The organism is Leucobacter manosquensis (genome assembly GCF_018304845.1).
Taxonomy (GTDB): domain Bacteria; phylum Actinomycetota; class Actinomycetes; order Actinomycetales; family Microbacteriaceae; genus Leucobacter; species Leucobacter alluvii.
In genome coordinates, this window is record NZ_JAFEVO010000001.1 from 583,843 (window position 1) to 601,012 (window position 17,170).

The window sequence follows — 17,170 nt, forward strand, 5'->3', positions numbered from 1 at the left end:
CGATAGACTGGAGCGGTTGCAAGCTTTTCTTTAAGTTCCGTCCCGTGAGGCGGGGAAGGGGGGCTCGGTTATGGGAACGCGAACAGTACTCGAACGTGCTGAGATCTCGCGCGCGCTGACTCGAATCTCGCACGAAATCATCGAAGCGAACAAGGGCGTCGACGGGCTCGTTCTCGTCGGCATTCCGACTCGCGGAAGCCTGCTCGCCAGGCGCATCGGCGACATCATCTCGCGCATCGAGGGCCATGACGTTCCCGTCGGCAGCCTCGACGTCACGATGTACCGCGACGACCTCGCCCAGCATCCCACGCGGGCCCCGCGCCCGACGGAGATGCCGGCGGCGGGCGTCGACGGAGCGACGGTGGTACTCGTCGACGACGTGCTCTACTCCGGTCGCACCGTGCGCGCCGCGCTCGACGCGCTGAACGACCACGGCCGCCCGCAGGCCGTGCGCCTCGCGGCGCTCATCGATCGCGGCCACCGCGAGCTTCCGATCCGCGCCGATTACATCGGCAAGAATCTGCCGAGCGCGAAGCACGAGCGTATTGCGGTGCGTCTCGAAGAGCACGACGGGAGCGACGAGGTCACGATCACCTCGGAGGACCGAGTCGACGTCCACGCGAGCGGCGACGCCCATGCCAGCGCCGAGCCCGGAGCGAGCACGGAGCCGATCGCATGAGGCACCTGCTCGATACGCGCAGCCTCTCTCGGGATGAGGCGATCCTGATCCTCGACACCGCTGAGGAGATGGCGGCGACGCAGCAGCGCGAGATCAAGAAGCTGCCGACGCTGCGGGGCAAGACCGTGGTGAACCTCTTCTTCGAGGATTCGACGCGCACCCGCATATCGTTCGAAGCGGCGGCGAAGCGGCTCAGCGCCGACGTCATCAACTTCAGCGCGAAGGGTTCTTCCGTCTCGAAGGGGGAGTCGCTGAAAGACACGGCGCAGACGCTGCAGGCGATCGGCGCTGATGGCGTCGTCATCCGCCACCCCGCTTCCGGCGCACCCGCCAAGCTCGCCGCGAGCAACTGGATCGATGCCGGCGTGCTGAATGCGGGCGATGGTACGCACGAGCATCCGACGCAGGCACTGCTCGACGCGTTCACGATGCGGCGCCGCCTCTTCGGTGCGTCGCAGAGCGGTGAGGCGAGCCGCGGCCGCGACCTCGACGGCGTCTCCGTGGTGATCGTGGGAGACATCGCCCATTCCCGAGTGGCGCGATCGAATCTCTGGCTGCTCAACGCCCTCGGCGCGCACGTGAGCTTCGTCGCTCCCGAGACGCTTCTGCCGTACGGCGCCCGCACGTGGCCGGTCACCGTCCATCACTCCTTCGATACGGCGCTGCGCGAGGAGCAGCCGGACGTCGTGATGATGCTCCGCATCCAGAGCGAGCGCATGCACGCGGCGTTCTTCCCGAATGAGCGCGAGTACGCCCGGGTGTGGGGACTCGACGACACCCGGCTCTCCGGTCTGCAGGATCGCGCGATCGTGATGCATCCGGGCCCTATGAACCGAGGCCTCGAGATCTCCTCCGGCGCCGCCGACTCGCACCGTTCGACGGTGCTCGAGCAGGTGGCGAACGGCGTCTCCGTGCGGATGGCGGCACTGTATCTTCTACTTTCCGGCGAGCGAACGGAGCAAGCATGACGCACACGAACCCGGCGAACGGGATTCTCATCCGCGGGGCGCGCCTCGCCGCGGCGCTGACCGAGCGTGGGCAGCAGGTGAGTGACGCCGCCGCTGTCGATCTGCGCATCGCGGACGGCGTGATCGTCGAGCGCGCGACGCAGGCGGCCGGCGGGCTCGCGCCGCGAGACGCGGAGCGCGTCATCGAAGCCGACGGATTCGTCGCGCTGACGGGCCTGGTCGACCTGCACACGCATCTTCGTGAGCCGGGTTTCGAGCAGTCGGAGACCGTGCTCACGGGCACGCGCGCCGCCGCGGCAGGCGGATTCACGAGCGTCTTCGCAATGGCGAACACGCTGCCGGTGCAGGACACGGCGGGCGTGGTCGAGCAGGTGCAGGCGCTCGGAGACGCGGCGGGATACGCGACGGTGCGCCCGATCGGCGCCGTGACGGAAGATCTGTCGGGCGAGCGTCTCAGCGAGATCGGCGCGATGGCCGATTCGCGTGCCGCGGTGCGGGTCTTCTCCGACGACGGCAAGTGCGTGCACGATCCGCTGCTCATGCGACGGGCGCTCGAGTACGTGAAGACCTTCGACGGCGTCATCGCCCAGCACGCGCAGGATCCGCGTCTCACCGAAGGCGCCCAGATGAACGAAGGGGCACTCTCGAGCGAACTCGGTCTCAAGGGGTGGCCGGCGGTCGCCGAAGAGTCGATCATCGCGCGAGACGTGCTCCTCGCCGAGCACATCGGCGCGCGGCTCCACATCTGCCATCTCTCGACCGCCGGGTCGGTCGAGGTGATCCGCTGGGCCAAGGCCCGCGGAGTGCAGGTCACCGCCGAGGTCACGCCGCACCACCTGATCCTCACCGAGGAACTCGCTCGCAGCTACGACGCGCGCTACAAGGTGAACCCTCCCCTCCGTCGGGAGGAGGATGTGCTTGCCCTCCGCGCTGCGGTCGCCGACGGCATCATCGACATCATCGCGACCGATCACGCCCCGCACCCCGTCGAGGCGAAGGACTGCGAATGGGATGCCGCGGCCTTCGGCATGGTGGGCCTCGAGTCGGCGCTGCCGATCGCGCTGCTCACGCTCGTGCAGGAGGCCAACGCGAGCTGGGCCGAGCTCGAAGCGCTGCTCTCGCAGCGTCCGGCGGGGATCGGACGCCTCCAGGGGCACCCGACGGCGATCGAGGTCGGGCAGCCAGCCGATATCGTGCTCGTCGACCCGTCCGGCACGAGTACGTTCTCGACCGACCATCTGCGCGGCCAGAGCGTGAACTCGCCGTTCCTCGGCATGGAACTGCCCGGGCGGGTGGCATACACTCTGCGACGCGGGTACCTCACGGTGGACGACGGTCGGGTGGTGGCGCCGGAGACCGTCGCTGCTGCCGCACGCCAGCTCGGAGGCGCGAAGTGAGCCGCACCGGCTTCGCCTTCCTGATGATCGCCATCGCCGCGCTCGTACTGCTGGCGATGTGGCTCGGCTGGCGCGGTCGAGCACGTCGGCACCGCGCCTTCGCCGAGCACGGCGATGCTCTCGTGGGAATGGTGCTCGGCACCTTCCCGGGAGTCAGCTACGTCTCGACGACGCCGGTCGGCGCACCGCTCGATCGTCTGTCGATCCCGGGCTTGCAGTTCAAGGGTTTCGCCGACCTCACACTGCGCACCGACGGCGCCACCATCGCCGTCACCGGCGAGCCGGAGGTGCACCTGCCGGCCGAGCGGCTGCTCGGCAGCGGCGTCGCAAGTCGACGAGTCGGGAAGGCCGTCGAGCGCGACGGCCTCTCGCTCCTCCAGTGGCGCGCGGCCGACGGGTCGGAGGTCGAGTCGAGCTTCAGGTTCTCGCAGGCCGCCGACCAGTTGAGGTTCGCCGATGCCGTCGCCCAGATCATCCCCGCCGGTGAGACTCCGCTCGCCACCGGCCCGCACACCCATTCCATTTCCCACACCACCCAGGAGGATGCGTGACTACGAACACGACCGAAGCGACGGCGAACGACGCCGTGGCGCCCCAGGGCGTCACCGCGCCCCCGGCCGCTGCAGTGCCGACGGGCAAGGCAGTGCTGGTGCTCGAAGACGGGCGACGATACGTGGGGCGCGCATACGGGGCGACCGGACGCACGCTCGGCGAGGTCGTCTTCTCGACCGGAATGACCGGGTATCAGGAGACGCTGACCGACCCCTCCTACGCGGGGCAGATCGTGCTCATGACGGCCCCGCACATCGGCAACACCGGTGCGAACGACGACGACATGGAGTCGCGCAAGATCTGGGTCGCCGGATTCATCGTGCGCGATCCCGCGCGCCGCGTGTCGAACTTCCGAGCCGAGCGCTCACTCGACGAGGACCTCGTCGAGGACGGAGTCGTCGGCATCTCGGGCGTGGACACGCGCGCGATCACCCGTCACATCCGATCCGCGGGCGCGATGCGCGCCGGGGTGTTCTCCGGCGCCGACTTCGATCTCTCCGATGATGAGCAGCTCGCGCTGGTGCGCGCTCAGGAACCGATGGCCGGCAAGAACCTGTCGGAGCTCGTCACGACGCCCCAGCGCTACGACGTACCGGCCGCAGCAGGGGTGGATCGCGTCGGATCGATCGCGGTGCTCGATCTCGGCGTCAAGCGCGCGACCGTGCACTACCTCTCCGAGCACGGCTTCGACGTGACGGTGCTGCCGGCATCGACGTCGCTCGAGGAGATCCGCGCGATCGCTCCCGACGCGCTCTTCTACTCGAACGGACCGGGCGACCCCGCCGCGAGCGATCTGCAGGTGGACGTGCTCCGCGAGCTGCTGCGCGACGGAGTGCCGTACTTCGGCATCTGCTTCGGCAACCAGCTGTTGGGCCGTGCGCTGGGGTTCGGCACCTACAAGCTGCCCTTCGGTCATCGCGGCATCAACCAGCCCGTCCTCGACAAGCGCACCGGTCGCGTCGAGATCACCGCTCAGAACCACGGCTTCGCCGTCGACGCCCCCATCGAGGGCGAGATCGACGCGCCTGAGGGCTTCGGCCGCGTGCAGGTGAGCCACTTCAGCCTGAACGATCAGGTCGTCGAGGGGCTCGAATGCCTCGACATCCCGGCGTTCTCGGTGCAGTACCACCCGGAGGCGGCCGCGGGCCCGCACGACGCCTTCTACCTCTTCAACCGTTTCCGCGAGCTGGTCTCGAGCCGCTCCACCCGTTCGACCGGCGCACACGCCCAGGAGGCCTGACCCGATGCCCAAGCGTTCAGACATCAACTCAGTACTCGTCATCGGCTCAGGCCCGATCGTCATCGGCCAGGCGGTCGAGTTCGACTACTCCGGCACCCAGGCCTGCCGCGTGCTCCGCGAGGAGGGCGTGCGCGTCATCCTCGTGAACTCGAACCCGGCGACGATCATGACGGACCCCGACTTCGCCGATGCCACCTACGTGGAGCCCATCACTCCTGAGGTGATCGAATCGATCATCATCAAGGAGCGCCCCGACGCGATCCTGCCGACGCTGGGCGGCCAGACCGCGCTCAACGCCGCGATCCAGTTGCACGATCTCGGGATCCTCGAGAAGCACGGCGTCGAACTCATCGGGGCGAAGGTCGAGGCGATCCAGCGCGGTGAGGATCGGCAGATCTTCAAGGACCTCGTCATCGAGTCTGGGGCAGAGGTTGCGCGCTCCCACATCGCGCACACGCTCGAAGAAGCGAAGGAGTTCGCGAAGGATCTCGGCTACCCGCTGGTCGTGCGCCCGTCGTACACGATGGGCGGCCTCGGTTCAGGATTCGCCTACAACGAAGAGGACCTCATCCGCATCGCGGGCGACGGCCTGCACTACAGCCCCACCAGCGAGGTGCTGCTCGAAGAGTCGATCCTCGGCTGGAAGGAGTACGAGCTCGAGCTCATGCGCGATACGGCCGACAACACGGTCGTCGTGTGCTCCATCGAGAACGTCGATGCCGTGGGCGTGCACACCGGCGACTCGATCACCGTCGCACCCGCGCTCACGCTGACCGACCGCGAGTACCAGAAGCTGCGGGACATCGGCATCGACATCATCCGTCGCGTCGGCGTCGACACCGGCGGCTGCAACATCCAGTACGCCGTCGACCCCGCGACGGGCCGCATCATCGTCATCGAGATGAACCCGCGCGTCTCCCGCTCCTCGGCGCTCGCGTCGAAGGCCACGGGATTCCCGATCGCGAAGATCGCCGCGAAGCTCGCCCTCGGGTACCGTCTCGATGAAATCCCGAACGACATCACGCAGAAGACGCCGGCGAGTTTCGAGCCGTCGATCGACTACGTCGTGGTGAAGACGCCGCGCTTCGCATTCGAGAAGTTCCCGGCCGCCGACGACACGCTCACGACGACCATGAAGTCGGTGGGCGAGTCCATGGCGATCGGCCGCAACTTCACCACGGCGCTGCAGAAGTCGCTGCGCTCGCTGGAGAAGCGCGGTTCCTCGTTCCACTGGGGGGATGAGTCGCGTACCGTCGATGACATTCTCGAGACGATCAAGCGCCCGACCGACGGCCGCATCGTCGACGTGCAGCAGGCGCTGCGGCTCGGCGCGACCATCGAGCAGGTCTTCGAGTCGACCTCGATCGATCCCTGGTTCCTCGACCAGATCCAGCTGATCAACGAGGTCGCCGAGATGGTGCAGCGCTCACCGCAGCTCACACTCGACGTGCTGCGAGAGGCGAAGGATCACGGCTTCTCCGACGTGCAGATCGCGTCGCTTCGCGGTGTCTCCGAGTCGGAGATCCGAGGCCTGCGCCATGGACTCGGACTGCGCCCCGTGTTCAAGACCGTCGATACCTGCGCGGGCGAGTTCCCCGCGCTGACGCCGTATCACTACTCGTCCTACGACTTCGAGACCGAGGTCGCGGCGAGCGATCGCAAGAAGATCGTCATTCTCGGCTCGGGGCCCAACCGCATCGGGCAGGGGGTCGAGTTCGACTACTCCTGCGTGCACGCCTCGTTCGCGCTCTCCGAAGCCGGGTACGAGACGATCATGATCAACTGCAATCCCGAGACCGTGTCGACCGACTACGACACCTCGGATCGCCTCTACTTCGAGCCGCTGACGCTCGAGGACGTGCTCGAGGTCATCCACGCCGAGCAGGCGTCCGGAGAACTGCTCGGCGTCGTCGTGCAGCTCGGGGGCCAGACGGCGCTGGGTCTCGCGCAGCCGCTCAAGGACGCGGGGATCCCGATCCTCGGCACGACCCCCGAAGCGATCGATCTCGCGGAGGAGCGCGGCGCGTTCTCCCGCATCCTCGACCGCGCCGGTCTGCTCGCGCCGCGCAACGGCACCGCGATCGACGAGGAGGGGGCGATCCGCATCGCCGAGGAGATCGGGTACCCCGTGCTCGTGCGCCCGTCGTTCGTGCTCGGCGGCCGCGGCATGGAGATCGTGTACGACACCGAATCGCTCCGCGGGTACTTCGGCCGGATCGAGGGCCACGCTCTTGTCGGACCGGGCCATCCGCTGCTCGTGGATCGGTTCTTGGACGACGCGATCGAGATCGATGTCGACGCGCTCTTCGACGGAGAGCAATTGTACGTCGGCGGGGTGATGGAGCACATCGAGGAGGCCGGCGTGCACTCGGGAGACTCCAGCTGCACGCTGCCTCCCGTGACGCTCGGCCACGACCAGATCGCGCGCGTGCGCGAGGCGACGCTCGGCATCGCCGAGGGGATCGGCGTGCGCGGGCTGCTCAACGTGCAGTTCGCCATCGGCCAGGGCGTGCTGTACGTGCTCGAGGCGAACCCGCGCGCATCGCGTACCGTGCCCTTCGTCTCGAAGGCGCTCGGCATTCCGCTGGCCAAGGCCGCCTCGCGGGTCATGGCCGGCGAGACGATCGCCGAACTGATCGAATCGGGCCTGCTGCCGGAGCGCGACGGTTCGCGCGCGCCCATCGACGCGCCCATCGCGGTCAAGGAGGCGGTGCTGCCATTCAAGCGCTTCCGCACGCACGAGGGACTGGTGGTCGATTCGCTGCTCGGACCCGAGATGCGCTCGACGGGAGAGGTCATGGGCATGGACCGCGACTTCCCGACCGCGTTCGCGAAGAGCCAGGCCGCTGCGGGCAGTGCACTGCCCGAGAGCGGGACGGTGTTCCTCTCGGTCGCCGATCGTGACAAGCGCTCGATCGTGCTGCCAGCGCTCCGACTGCAGGAGCTCGGCTACCGCATCCTGGCCACGCAGGGCACCCAGGTGGTGCTCGGCCGCAACGGCATCGCCTCTGAGGTCGTGCGCAAGCACAGCGCGGTCGCCGAGGGCGACACGATCGTCGATCTCATCAACCGCGGCGAGATCGACATGATCATCAATACGCCGTCGGGCAGCTCGGCCCGGGCCGACGGGTATGAGATCCGTGCGGCGGCGGTGGCGGCGGACAAGCCGATCTTCACCACCGTCTCGGAGCTCTCAGCTGCCGTCGGGGCGATCTCCGCGCAGCGGAGCGGGTTCGATGTGAAGTCGCTGCAGGAGTACCAGACCGACCGCGACGCTGCTCTGGCCGCTCGATGACGCACCGTTCGTTCGGGGACCGGCTCGCGGCGGAGTTCGCCGCGGGCCGGCACCTGTGCGCCGGCATCGACCCGCACGGCCCGCTGCTCGCTGATTGGGGAGTCGGTGACGACGCCGCAGGCGCCGAGCGCATGGGGCGCGACGTCGTTGCGGCAGCCGCCGGCGTCGCCGCCTGCGTGAAGCCGCAGATCGCGTTCTTCGAGCGCTTCGGCTCGGCGGGGTTCGCGGCACTCGAGCGCGTATTCGAGGACGCGCGAGCCGCCGGCCTGCTCGTGGTGGCCGACGTGAAGCGCGGCGACATCGGCTCGAGCTTCGCGGCGTACGGCGACGCCTGGTTGGCACCGGGGTCGCCGCTCGAGGCGGACGCCATGACGGTGGTCGCGTATCAGGGGTTCGGGACGCTCACGTCCGCGCTCGAACGCGTGGAGCGTGACGGGAAGGGCCTGTTCGTGCTCGCAGCCACCTCGAACGCGGAGGCGGCTGAGGTGCAGCAGGCCCGACGCGCCGATGGTCGCAGCGTCGCTGCGGCCATGGTGGAAGACGCGACGGCTTGGAACGCAGCGCACGGCGGCGAAGGGGGAGTGGGCAGTGTCGGCGTCGTGCTCGGCGCGACGCTCGATCTCGCAGCGTTCGGAATCGATACGGCTGAGCGCCCAACGGGACCGTCGCTCCCGGTCCTCGCACCCGGATTCGGGCATCAGGGGGCACGTATCGAAGCAGCCGGCGCCATCTTCGGGGGCATCGGGCACGCGCTCCTCGCAAACGAGTCGCGCAGCATATTGAACGGGGGGCCGAACGGGCTGAGCGAGCGGATTCGCGAGCGTGCAGCAGCGGTTCGCTTCGCATTGAGCGGCGAACCGGCCTAGGCTATGACGCATTGCGCACTGGACGCACACGGAGACGACGAGGGAGTGACACGGTGACGACTGCTCGGACGATGCCAGAGGTGGATCGTGTGGCGGCGAACCGTGCTGCGATCGCAGCACGACAGGCGCGTGCCGACTTGAAGCGGCGACTGCGTTCGGGCGAGGTGTCGCCGTTCCGCGTGCTCGAGCAGTCCCGCCTCCCCGACACACCGGCTGCGTCGCTGCGCATCACCGATTTCCTGCTGTCGTTCCCGGCCATCGGCTCGGTCAAAGCCGAACGGGTGCGGGAAGAACTGGGCATCTCCGAACGCAAGAGGCTCGGAGGCCTCGGCAAACTGCAGCGCGACCGTCTCGAGTCGTTCGTGCGGGAACGCACGGGCAGTGGCCGCATCGGGCCCAGGCCACCGCTGACCGTGCTCGCGGGGCCGACGGCGGTCGGCAAGGGGACCGTCGCCACCTACATTCGCGAGCACTACCCAGAGGTGCAGCTCTCCGTCTCCGCGACGACGCGTGCTCCTCGCCCGGGCGAGGAGCACGGCAGGCACTACTTCTTCGTCGATGACGAAGGCTTCGATCGGATGCTCGCCGCAGACGAACTGCTCGAGTGGGCGACGGTGCACAATCAGTCGCGGTACGGCACCCCGCGGCGACCGGTGCTCGAGGCCGCCGAGCGCGGAGCGCTCATGCTGCTCGAGATCGATCTGCAGGGGGCGCGACAGGTGCGCGCGAGCATGCCCGAAGCTCGGCTCGTGTTTCTCGCTCCTCCCAGCTGGGACGAGCTCGTCGAGCGTCTGGTGGGACGCGGCACCGAAGACGAGGCGGAGCGAGAGCGGCGCCTCGAAACCGCGAAGGTGGAGCTCGCCGCGGCCGATGAGTTCGACGAGGTGATCGTCAACGATGAAGTGCCGCGCGCTGCGGCGCGTCTCGTCGAACTGATGCGCGGCGACGACGGATAACCGACGCGCAAGCGCTAGGGTGGACCTGTGCATTCGAGCCTGATTGACATCGCCCGGCACATGGGGGGTCTCGGTCTCACCGACGCAGTCTCCGAAATGACCTCGCTCGACCCGAGGCAGTTCATCGGCATTCCGCTCGCCCTCGTCGGAGCCGCACTGCTCGCATTCGGAGCGCAGTATCAGTCGCGCGGTCTGAACAAGGTCGAGCGGATCACCGGGCAGAGCGCCGGCGCGGGGCTGTCGTTGCATCACGTCGCGAGCCTCCTCCGACGCCCGTCCTGGGTCGTCGGAACCCTCCTGCTCGGCCTCGCGGTCGTGTTCCAGATCGGATCGCTCTCGCTTTCCCCGCTGATCATCGTGCAGCCCATCGGCGTGGTCGGGCTCGTGATCACGTCGATCCTCAATTCGCGAGTCAGCGGGGTGAAGCTCGGGAAGCGCGTGAAATCGTCGATCGGCCTCGCCGTGCTCGGCATCGTCGTCTTCGTGAGCATCGCGGCCTTCACCGCCTCGGATCAGCCCGTGACCGACAGCAAGCTCATCGAGATCCTCATCACATTCGGGGTGGTGTTCGGGGTCATCGCCGTGCTCACCATCATCTTCCGCCACCGAGGCGTCGCGCTCATCTACATCGTGGGAGCCGGGGTGCTCTACGGATTCGTGGCGACATTCGCGAAGTCCGTGATCGGACGGCTGCAGCAGGGCGAGTTCGAATGGCTCACCTGGGCCTGCGTGGCCGCACTGCTCGCGGGTGCGCTGCTGGGCCTCGTCTTCGTGCAGAACGCTTACTCATCCGGGCCGCCCGATCTCGTCGTCGCGGGACTCACGGTGATCGATCCGATCGTCGCGGTGCTCATCGGCATCGTCGTGCTCGACGAAGCGGCCGGGGCGCCCGGCTGGGCCATCGTCGCGTTCATCGCGTCCGGTGCCGTGGCCATCATCGGCGTGGTCGGGCTCGCGAAGTTCCACCCCCAGACCGGCGCGTCAGCACTCGCAGCACTGGTGAAGCCCGACCCGGACGAGACGCGCTAGAGCGGTCTCGTCGGTTTCGGCGCGCCTCTGCCCGGTCGAAACGCGGAGACGGTGGGGTCCCCGGGAAGCCAGAATCGCCAGGGGAAGTCAGGACCGCCGGCATCGCCGGCGACGCCGACGCGCGGGCCGGCGTCTATCTCGGGTGCCGGGTGCTCGGGGAGTTCGAGGCTGAACGGGTCTGCGAAGAGCTGCAGGCCGTCGTGCGACTCTCGGCGAATGCCGAGCGCCTGGGCGACATTGCCCGGTCCGCGTGCGAGATGCACGGGTCGAATCTCCGCTCCCGGTCGTCGGGCTGTGCGTCGCTGCGCGGCGAGTTGCGCGCCGGCGACGACTTCCCCGGCGCGCACGAGCACTCCGGAGGCGATGCCCGCCGGAGAGCACACGAGGTTCAGCGCGAAGTGCATGCCGTAGCTGAAGTACACATATGCGTGAGCCGGTGGGCCGAACATCGAAGCGTTGCGCTCCGTGCGCCCGTTTCTCGCGTGCGAACCGGCATCGTGCACTCCAGGCATTCCCGAACCGTGATACGCCTCCACCTCGGTGATTCGAATCGTCACCGAACCGTCGGCGGAGTGCGCGCTCAGCCGGGCGCCGAGCACCTGCGGGGCGACCTCGAGGGCCGGCCGGGAGAAGTCTTCACGAATCATCATCACCATTCTGCCGTTGCCGCCTCCCGCTGCGCGACGACCTACGCCGCTGGCGATCACCGACGATATGCCTGGAGAATCCGAAGGCGGGCGACGTACAGTGGAGTGATGGATGCGGTTCCGGCACGAGCTCCGGTGATCGCCCGCTCACACACTCAGTCGATCTCGGAGGTCTCCGTGTCCCAGCCCCACATGCCAGTGCCGACGGGCGCAGGTTCGAGCGGGCCGGGCAGCGCCCGCCGCGCCTCTCCCAAGGGAACGGTCATCGCGATCGGTGCGATCGTGGCGCTCATCGGGCTCGGCCTCGTCGTCTGGCCGTTCTTCTCGGCGAGCTGGATCCTCGTCGTGCTCTTCGGATCCGCTCTGATCGCCAATGGCGCGATCCTGCTCGTCCGCGGCGGCACGATCGGCGGCATACTGCTGATCGTCGCGGGCGTGGTTGCGATGGCCTTCACGGGTGCCACGGCCCGCGCGCTCGTCAGTTTCGCCGGGTTCGGCATGATCGCCTTCGGAGCGCTCTGGCTCGCCGTCGGAATGAAGTTCGCGCGGAGTCGCCCGAGCATCGGCATCGTGCCCGGCGCGGTGCTCGTCGTCGGTGGCGTTCTCGCGCTGATCTGGCCGGGCGTGGCGCTCTCGATCGCTGCGGTCGTCGCCGGAATCGTGCTGACCGCTGTCGGCGTCGCCATCATCTGGGGCGCGTCGAAGCCGAGACGGGTCGACCCGGGCTCCGCGACGATAATTATCTGAGCGCGCGGGACTCGTCTATTCGAGGCGGTGCGCCACGATGGATCCTGCGATGTTCACGCCGTTCAGGTCGAGATACACCTGGCCCTCGGTGCGCGACACCGTCAGCGTGTTCCGTCGTTCGAGCGCCGAGACCGATTCGGAGACGAGGGCTGGGTCCACGGCGAAGAGATCGATCGCATCGCCGCGATGGATGATCTTGCCTCGCCAGTTCGCAAGCACCTTCTCGGGATCGCGATGCGTGTAAACGACCGCGCGCTCCGCCGATTTGCTCCCGCCGTGCACACGCGCGGCGTCGGGCGCTCCGACCTCGATCCATGCGGAAAGCGCACCCGTGAGATCCCGCACGAGCACCGCCGGTTCGTCGGTGGTCGACACGCCACCGCCGAATACGATCCCTTCGGTGTACTCCATGCAGTACGCCAGGATGCGCGTCATCATGAATGACTCGGTCTCAGAGGGATGCCGCGCGACGCGGAGTGTGAACTGCTCGTAGACGCTCCGATCCACGTCGGCCAGGTCCACCTCGAACGTGTGCATCGTCGATCCCATTGCCATAACGCACGAGTCTACGGGTCGGCGACGAACTCCGATGCGTCGCGGTCGTGCCGCCATCCTCGCCAGACCGCGTGACGGAGACGTCCCTCGGGCGTGCGCTCCCTGTAGGTCACCTCTCCGACAGACTCCGGTGCGACCCAGTGCGCTTCGCGGCGAGCGTCGCCCGGCACGTCGATCGCCGGGTCCCGTCGTTCGCTCGTCTCGAGCCGCCGTCGCGCGCGGCGACGCTCGGCGGCGGTGAATCCACTCGCGACGCGGCCGGCGTACTGCAGACCCCCCGCTTCCGGAACGGCGATGAGGAGCGACGCGAAGCCCGTCGGGTCGGCTTCGCTCTCCCGCCACCCGATGACGACGACCTCGGCGGTCTCGAAGAGCGGCACCTTGAGCCAGTCCTGCGATCTCGTCGCGGTCCGGTACGGGCTCGAACGTCGTTTCGCGATGACACCCTCGAGGCCGAATTGCTCGCTCGCGCGCAGCGCAGCGCCTGCGTCCCCGTCGAACGCCGGCGGTACCGACACGACGACGGCGTCAGCCTGGTCCTCCGCGGCATCGGGTTCGGGGCCGAGCGCGTCGATGAGCAGTTCACGACGCGCCTCGTAGGGGAGCGCGCGGCAGTTGGTGCCGTTGATCGCGAGCACGTCGAAGGCGAGATACCGCGTCGGCGCCGAGCGCCGCGCCCTTGCGATCTCGCGAGCGCCCGTCAGGCCCATGCGCTCCTGCAGTTTCGAGAAACTCGGCGCCCCGCTCGTGCCGAGAGCCACGATTTCTCCGTCGATGACGGCTGAGTCGGCCCCGACGGTGTCGGCGACCGCCAGGAGCTCCGGATAGCTCTCGGTGACGTCCCGTCCGGAACGGCTGGTGATGGTCACGTCACCGCCATCGATCGTGACGATGGCCCGCATCCCGTCCCACTTCATCTCGAACGACCAGTCGTCGGCGTCGAGGCGGTCGAGTTCGGCGGCAGAGGATCGCGTGGCGAGCATGGGATGCACCGCGGTGGGCAGCGGGGCGCTGACGGGCGCGCGACGCCGCGTCGGACGGGGCGTCGCCGATCCGGTGTCTGCCTTCAGATGGATCATCCACTGCGGGGGATCGAGTTGCGTGCGGAACAGCACGTAGGTGCGCGTACCGCCGATGCCCGTCGCCGCAGTGCCCGTGAGGGTCGCGATCACTTCGTCGTCTCGCCACTTCTCGAGGACGAAGGTTCCGGAGTCCCAGATTCGAACGGTGCCCGCCCCGTACTCGCCTTTCGGGATCGTGCCTTCGAAGTGCCGGTACTCCATCGGATGATCCTCGGTCGGCACCGCGAGGTGGTTCTGCTTCGGGTCGGTCGGCACTCCCTTCGGGAGCGCCCAGCTCACCAGCACGCCGTCGTGCTCGAGGCGGAAGTCGAAGTGCAGGCGCCTGGCCTCGTGACGCTGGATGACGAAGACCGATGCACCGGCGTCGTCCCCGGTGTCGCCGCGTGCTGCGCGCTCCTGCCGCTCGCCTCGGCGCACCGCTTCCGGTACGGGTTCAGGCGTGCGCTTCGCGTCTCGTTTCGAACGGTACAGCTCGAGACGCTCGGATGTGCGCACCGAGGAACTCGACCGGGTGAGGTCTGCCAGCGGGTCGCCCCGCCGTTCGACGCGATCGAGCACCTCCCGGAAGTCGAGGTGGCGCAGGTGCGGCGACGCGAGCTCGCGCCACGTGCGCGGCGCGGCGACCATGGGCCGGGCACGCCCGCGGAGCGAATACGGTGCGATCGTGGTCTTATTGGCGTTGTTCTGACTCCAATCGACGAAGACCTTGCCGCGGCGCAGGTCCCGCTTCATGCTGCTGATGATCTCATCGGGATGATCCTTCTCGAGCGCGCGCGCGAGCTCGCGCGCCACGGCCGAGACATCCTCCGAGGTCTGCGTGCCATCCAGCGGCGCGTACACGTGTATTCCTTTGCTGCCGCTGGTGACGGGCACCGCATCGAGCCCCATCCCGGCGAGGATATCGCGGGCGAGAACAGCCACCCGTGCGCACTGCCGCAGATCGACTCCCGGGCCGGGATCGAGATCGAGCACCATGCGGTCGGGGTCGCTCCGGGTGCTCGGCCCTTTGCCGCGCGGAGAGGAGGAAGTCGAGGTGAATCTCCACTGGGGCACATGGATCTCAAGTGCTGCGAGCTGGGTCAGCCAGACGAGCGTCGATTCGTCGTTCACGAGCGGATACGCGTTGCGGTGGTCCCGATGATCGATGCTGCCAGTCGCCACCCAGGAGGGAGCGTCTTCGCCGATGTCTTTCTGGAAGAAGCTGCCGGCGTCGCCGTTCTCGCCCACGCCGTCCGGCCATCGCTTGCGCGTCGCCGCGCGGTCGCGGCAGTGAGGGATCATCGTCTCCGCGATCGCGCTGACGTACCCGAGCACTTCGCCCTTCGTCGTGCCGCTCGCCGGATACAGCACCTTGTCGAGGTTCGACAACCGAATCGAACGCCCGTCGATGCGCACGGTGTGCTGTGCAGCGGCCATGGCTACAGCATTCCTCCGCCGAGGCACAAGGCGTAGCCCGTTGACACTCGATTCGGCTCTACTGTACGTATGAGAGCCATATGGACCGGGGCGATCACCTTCGGGCTCGTCAATGTTCCGGTGAAACTGTTCAGTGCGACCGAGGATCACGACGTGGAACTGCACCAGGTGCACGCGCGTGACGGCGGACGCATCCGCTATCAACGGCGCTGCGAGGTATGCGGCGAGACCGTCGAGTACGCCGATATCAATCGCGCTTATGTCGAGGACGATGAGACGGTGGTCCTGACGAAGGACGAGCTCGATGCGATCCCGCAGGAGCGCAACCGCGAGATCTCGGTCGTCGAGTTCGTGCCCACCGACCAGCTCGACCCCATCATGTTCGAGAAGAGCTACTTTCTGAGACCCGCCGGAAAGTCGTCGAAGGCCTACGTGCTCCTGCGGCGCACGCTCGAGCAGACCGATCGCACTGCGATCGTGCAGTTCGCGCTGCGTCAGAAGACCCGCATCGCCGCTCTCCGAGTCCGCGACGATGTGCTCGTCGTGCAGAATCTGCTCTGGCCCGATGAGGTTCGAGAAGCCGACTTCCCGGAGCTCGACGAGCGGGTCCGCATCACGGCGAAAGAGCTGCAGCTGTCTGCAGCGCTCGTGAAGAGCTTCTCAGGAGACTTCGACGCCACCGACTTTCACGATGAGTATCAGGAAGAGCTGCGAAAACTCGTCCAGGCGAAGCTGGCCGAAGGAGACGCGCTGGATACCGATGCCACGTTCGGCACTTCTGAGGACGACGAGGGGAGCGACGCGGAGGTCATCGACCTCATGGCCGCGCTGAAGGAGAGCGTGCAGCGCTCACGGGCGTCGAAGAAGCGCGGACGCGGCGGGGCGGCCGGCGCGAAATCGAGTGGTGGGGCGGCCGGTGCCGGTGCGAAAGCCGGCGGTGGGGCGAAGAAGACGACGAGGAAGGCGACGCCGAAGCGGAGCGAGAGCAAGGCCACGACTGGAAAGCAGACCACGGCGAAGAAGCGGACCGAGAGAAAGAGCGCCCCGAAGAAGCGCACGTCGCCCCGGAAGTCGCCCAAGCGCGATGCGGCGTAGCCTGCGATGTGCAGCTTGACATGTATCGTTCAGCATGTCGGCGTATGTTGTTGACTATCGCTCACGAACGCCGCACGACAGACACGGAGGACGCCATGCATCAGTCATTCAACTCATTCGGATTCGGCTCTGGATCACCGGGGGAGTCGCTGTGGGAGGCGATGGATCAGCTCCGCACCGGGTTCGAGAAGCGCGCTGGATCACGCATGGCGCGCGGTGACGTGCGCGCCGCAGTGCTGTCGCTGCTCGCCGAGGAACCGATGCACGGCTACCAGATCATCCGCGAAATCGAGCAGCGCAGCGGCGGCTCCTGGAAGCCGAGCGCTGGATCGGTGTACCCGACGTTGCAGATGCTCGCCGATGAAGGCCTCATCTCCGCAGAGGAGTCGAACGGTCGCAAGACGTACGCGCTCACGGACGCGGGAGGCGAAGCCGTGGCCGCAGGCGAGGCGAAAGCTCCGTGGGACACGGCTTCGGAGAGCGCCCCCAAGCGCCACGGAGCCCTCGCGCAAGCAGGATTCGAACTTGCACAGGCGGCGGCCCAGGTCGGTCGATCGGGGAGCACGGAACAGATCTCCGAAGCGGTCGAGGCGCTCGAAGAGACGCGTCGACGCCTGTACAGCATCCTCGCCCAGGGCTGAGCGGG

The 17,170-nt window shown here is 67.8% G+C and carries 15 protein-coding genes; 12 read left to right on the forward strand and 3 right to left on the reverse strand.

From position 1 onward, the window contains the following. The first annotated feature begins 70 nt into the window (after positions 1–70). The 9 genes from pyrR to JSQ98_RS02705 all read left to right on the forward strand — a co-directional run bounded on the left by pyrR (position 71) and on the right by JSQ98_RS02705 (position 10,982). Positions 71–679, forward strand: coding sequence for a bifunctional pyr operon transcriptional regulator/uracil phosphoribosyltransferase PyrR (pyrR, locus tag JSQ98_RS02665; RefSeq protein WP_211648242.1), 609 nt, complete (start codon positions 71–73; stop codon positions 677–679). Beyond that, positions 676–1,647: an aspartate carbamoyltransferase catalytic subunit gene (locus tag JSQ98_RS02670; protein WP_090148620.1), complete on the forward strand. Its 972-nt coding sequence runs from the start codon at positions 676–678 to the stop codon at positions 1,645–1,647. Before pyrR ends, JSQ98_RS02670 begins: the two co-directional genes overlap by 4 nt. Beyond that, positions 1,644–3,044, forward strand: a complete 1,401-nt coding sequence (locus tag JSQ98_RS02675; protein ID WP_211648244.1) for a dihydroorotase — start codon at positions 1,644–1,646, stop codon at positions 3,042–3,044. Before JSQ98_RS02670 ends, JSQ98_RS02675 begins: the two co-directional genes overlap by 4 nt. After that, positions 3,041–3,595, forward strand: coding sequence for a PH-like domain-containing protein (locus JSQ98_RS02680; RefSeq protein WP_211648246.1), 555 nt, complete (start codon positions 3,041–3,043; stop codon positions 3,593–3,595). Before JSQ98_RS02675 ends, JSQ98_RS02680 begins: the two co-directional genes overlap by 4 nt. Before the next feature lie 35 nt (positions 3,596–3,630). Then, positions 3,631–4,836 carry a glutamine-hydrolyzing carbamoyl-phosphate synthase small subunit gene (gene carA, locus JSQ98_RS02685; RefSeq protein WP_211650383.1) on the forward strand — a complete coding sequence of 402 codons (1,206 nt, stop codon included), beginning with the start codon at positions 3,631–3,633 and terminating at the stop codon, positions 4,834–4,836. A 4-nt stretch (positions 4,837–4,840) separates the two neighbouring features. Next, positions 4,841–8,131: a carbamoyl-phosphate synthase large subunit gene (gene carB, locus JSQ98_RS02690; protein WP_211648248.1), complete on the forward strand. Its 3,291-nt coding sequence runs from the start codon at positions 4,841–4,843 to the stop codon at positions 8,129–8,131. Continuing rightward, positions 8,128–8,997: an orotidine-5'-phosphate decarboxylase gene (gene pyrF / locus JSQ98_RS02695; RefSeq protein ID WP_211648250.1), complete on the forward strand. Its 870-nt coding sequence runs from the start codon at positions 8,128–8,130 to the stop codon at positions 8,995–8,997. The genes carB and pyrF overlap by 4 nt, the downstream gene beginning before the upstream one ends. Before the next feature lie 71 nt (positions 8,998–9,068). Next, positions 9,069–9,953 (forward strand): guanylate kinase, encoded by an 885-nt coding sequence (gene gmk / locus JSQ98_RS02700; protein ID WP_200330954.1) that lies wholly within the window; start codon positions 9,069–9,071, stop codon positions 9,951–9,953. A gap of 27 nt (positions 9,954–9,980) precedes the next feature. Further along, a complete protein-coding gene (locus JSQ98_RS02705; RefSeq protein ID WP_336661945.1) occupies positions 9,981–10,982 on the forward strand; it encodes a DMT family transporter in 1,002 nt (333 codons plus the stop codon). On the opposite strand, the gene JSQ98_RS02710 is transcribed toward JSQ98_RS02705, so the two are convergent. Then, complete coding sequence (locus JSQ98_RS02710; protein WP_430413590.1) at positions 10,979–11,629, reverse strand: DNA-3-methyladenine glycosylase; 651 nt, start codon at positions 11,627–11,629, stop codon at positions 10,979–10,981. The two genes, JSQ98_RS02705 and JSQ98_RS02710, sit on opposite strands and share 4 nt — an antisense overlap. A gap of 108 nt (positions 11,630–11,737) precedes the next feature. Here JSQ98_RS02710 and JSQ98_RS02715 point away from each other — a divergent pair, with 108 nt between their 5' ends. Continuing rightward, on the forward strand, positions 11,738–12,376 hold the full coding sequence (locus JSQ98_RS02715; RefSeq protein ID WP_249290706.1) for a DUF308 domain-containing protein: 639 nt from the start codon (positions 11,738–11,740) through the stop codon (positions 12,374–12,376). 15 nt (positions 12,377–12,391) lie between these two features. Here JSQ98_RS02715 and JSQ98_RS02720 read toward each other — a convergent pair whose 3' ends face one another. Beyond that, positions 12,392–12,931 (reverse strand): YaeQ family protein, encoded by a 540-nt coding sequence (locus JSQ98_RS02720; RefSeq protein WP_211648252.1) that lies wholly within the window; start codon positions 12,929–12,931, stop codon positions 12,392–12,394. Positions 12,932–12,942: 11 nt separating this feature from the next. After that, a complete protein-coding gene (locus JSQ98_RS02725; RefSeq protein ID WP_211648253.1) occupies positions 12,943–15,429 on the reverse strand; it encodes an ATP-dependent DNA ligase in 2,487 nt (828 codons plus the stop codon). Between the two features lie 69 nt (positions 15,430–15,498). Here JSQ98_RS02725 and ku point away from each other — a divergent pair, with 69 nt between their 5' ends. Beyond that, a complete protein-coding gene (gene ku, locus JSQ98_RS02730; RefSeq protein WP_211648254.1) occupies positions 15,499–16,524 on the forward strand; it encodes a non-homologous end joining protein Ku in 1,026 nt (341 codons plus the stop codon). 95 nt (positions 16,525–16,619) lie between these two features. After that, positions 16,620–17,165, forward strand: a complete 546-nt coding sequence (locus JSQ98_RS02735) for a PadR family transcriptional regulator (protein ID WP_090148643.1) — start codon at positions 16,620–16,622, stop codon at positions 17,163–17,165. Positions 17,166–17,170: the final 5 nt, after the last annotated feature.

Coding starts and splice junctions, on each gene's coding strand:
- pyrR (WP_211648242.1), top strand. CDS start 71: ATGGGAACGCGAACAGTACTCGAACGTGCTGAGATCTCGCGCGCGCTG.
- JSQ98_RS02670 (WP_090148620.1), top strand. CDS start 676: ATGAGGCACCTGCTCGATACGCGCAGCCTCTCTCGGGATGAGGCGATC.
- JSQ98_RS02675 (WP_211648244.1), top strand. CDS start 1,644: ATGACGCACACGAACCCGGCGAACGGGATTCTCATCCGCGGGGCGCGC.
- carB (WP_211648248.1), top strand. CDS start 4,841: ATGCCCAAGCGTTCAGACATCAACTCAGTACTCGTCATCGGCTCAGGC.
- pyrF (WP_211648250.1), top strand. CDS start 8,128: ATGACGCACCGTTCGTTCGGGGACCGGCTCGCGGCGGAGTTCGCCGCG.
- gmk (WP_200330954.1), top strand. CDS start 9,069: ATGCCAGAGGTGGATCGTGTGGCGGCGAACCGTGCTGCGATCGCAGCA.
- JSQ98_RS02710 (WP_430413590.1), bottom strand. CDS start 11,629: ATGATTCGTGAAGACTTCTCCCGGCCGGCCCTCGAGGTCGCCCCGCAG.
- JSQ98_RS02715 (WP_249290706.1), top strand. CDS start 11,738: ATGGATGCGGTTCCGGCACGAGCTCCGGTGATCGCCCGCTCACACACT.
- JSQ98_RS02720 (WP_211648252.1), bottom strand. CDS start 12,931: ATGGCAATGGGATCGACGATGCACACGTTCGAGGTGGACCTGGCCGAC.
- JSQ98_RS02725 (WP_211648253.1), bottom strand. CDS start 15,429: ATGGCCGCTGCACAGCACACCGTGCGCATCGACGGGCGTTCGATTCGG.
- ku (WP_211648254.1), top strand. CDS start 15,499: ATGAGAGCCATATGGACCGGGGCGATCACCTTCGGGCTCGTCAATGTT.
- JSQ98_RS02735 (WP_090148643.1), top strand. CDS start 16,620: ATGCATCAGTCATTCAACTCATTCGGATTCGGCTCTGGATCACCGGGG.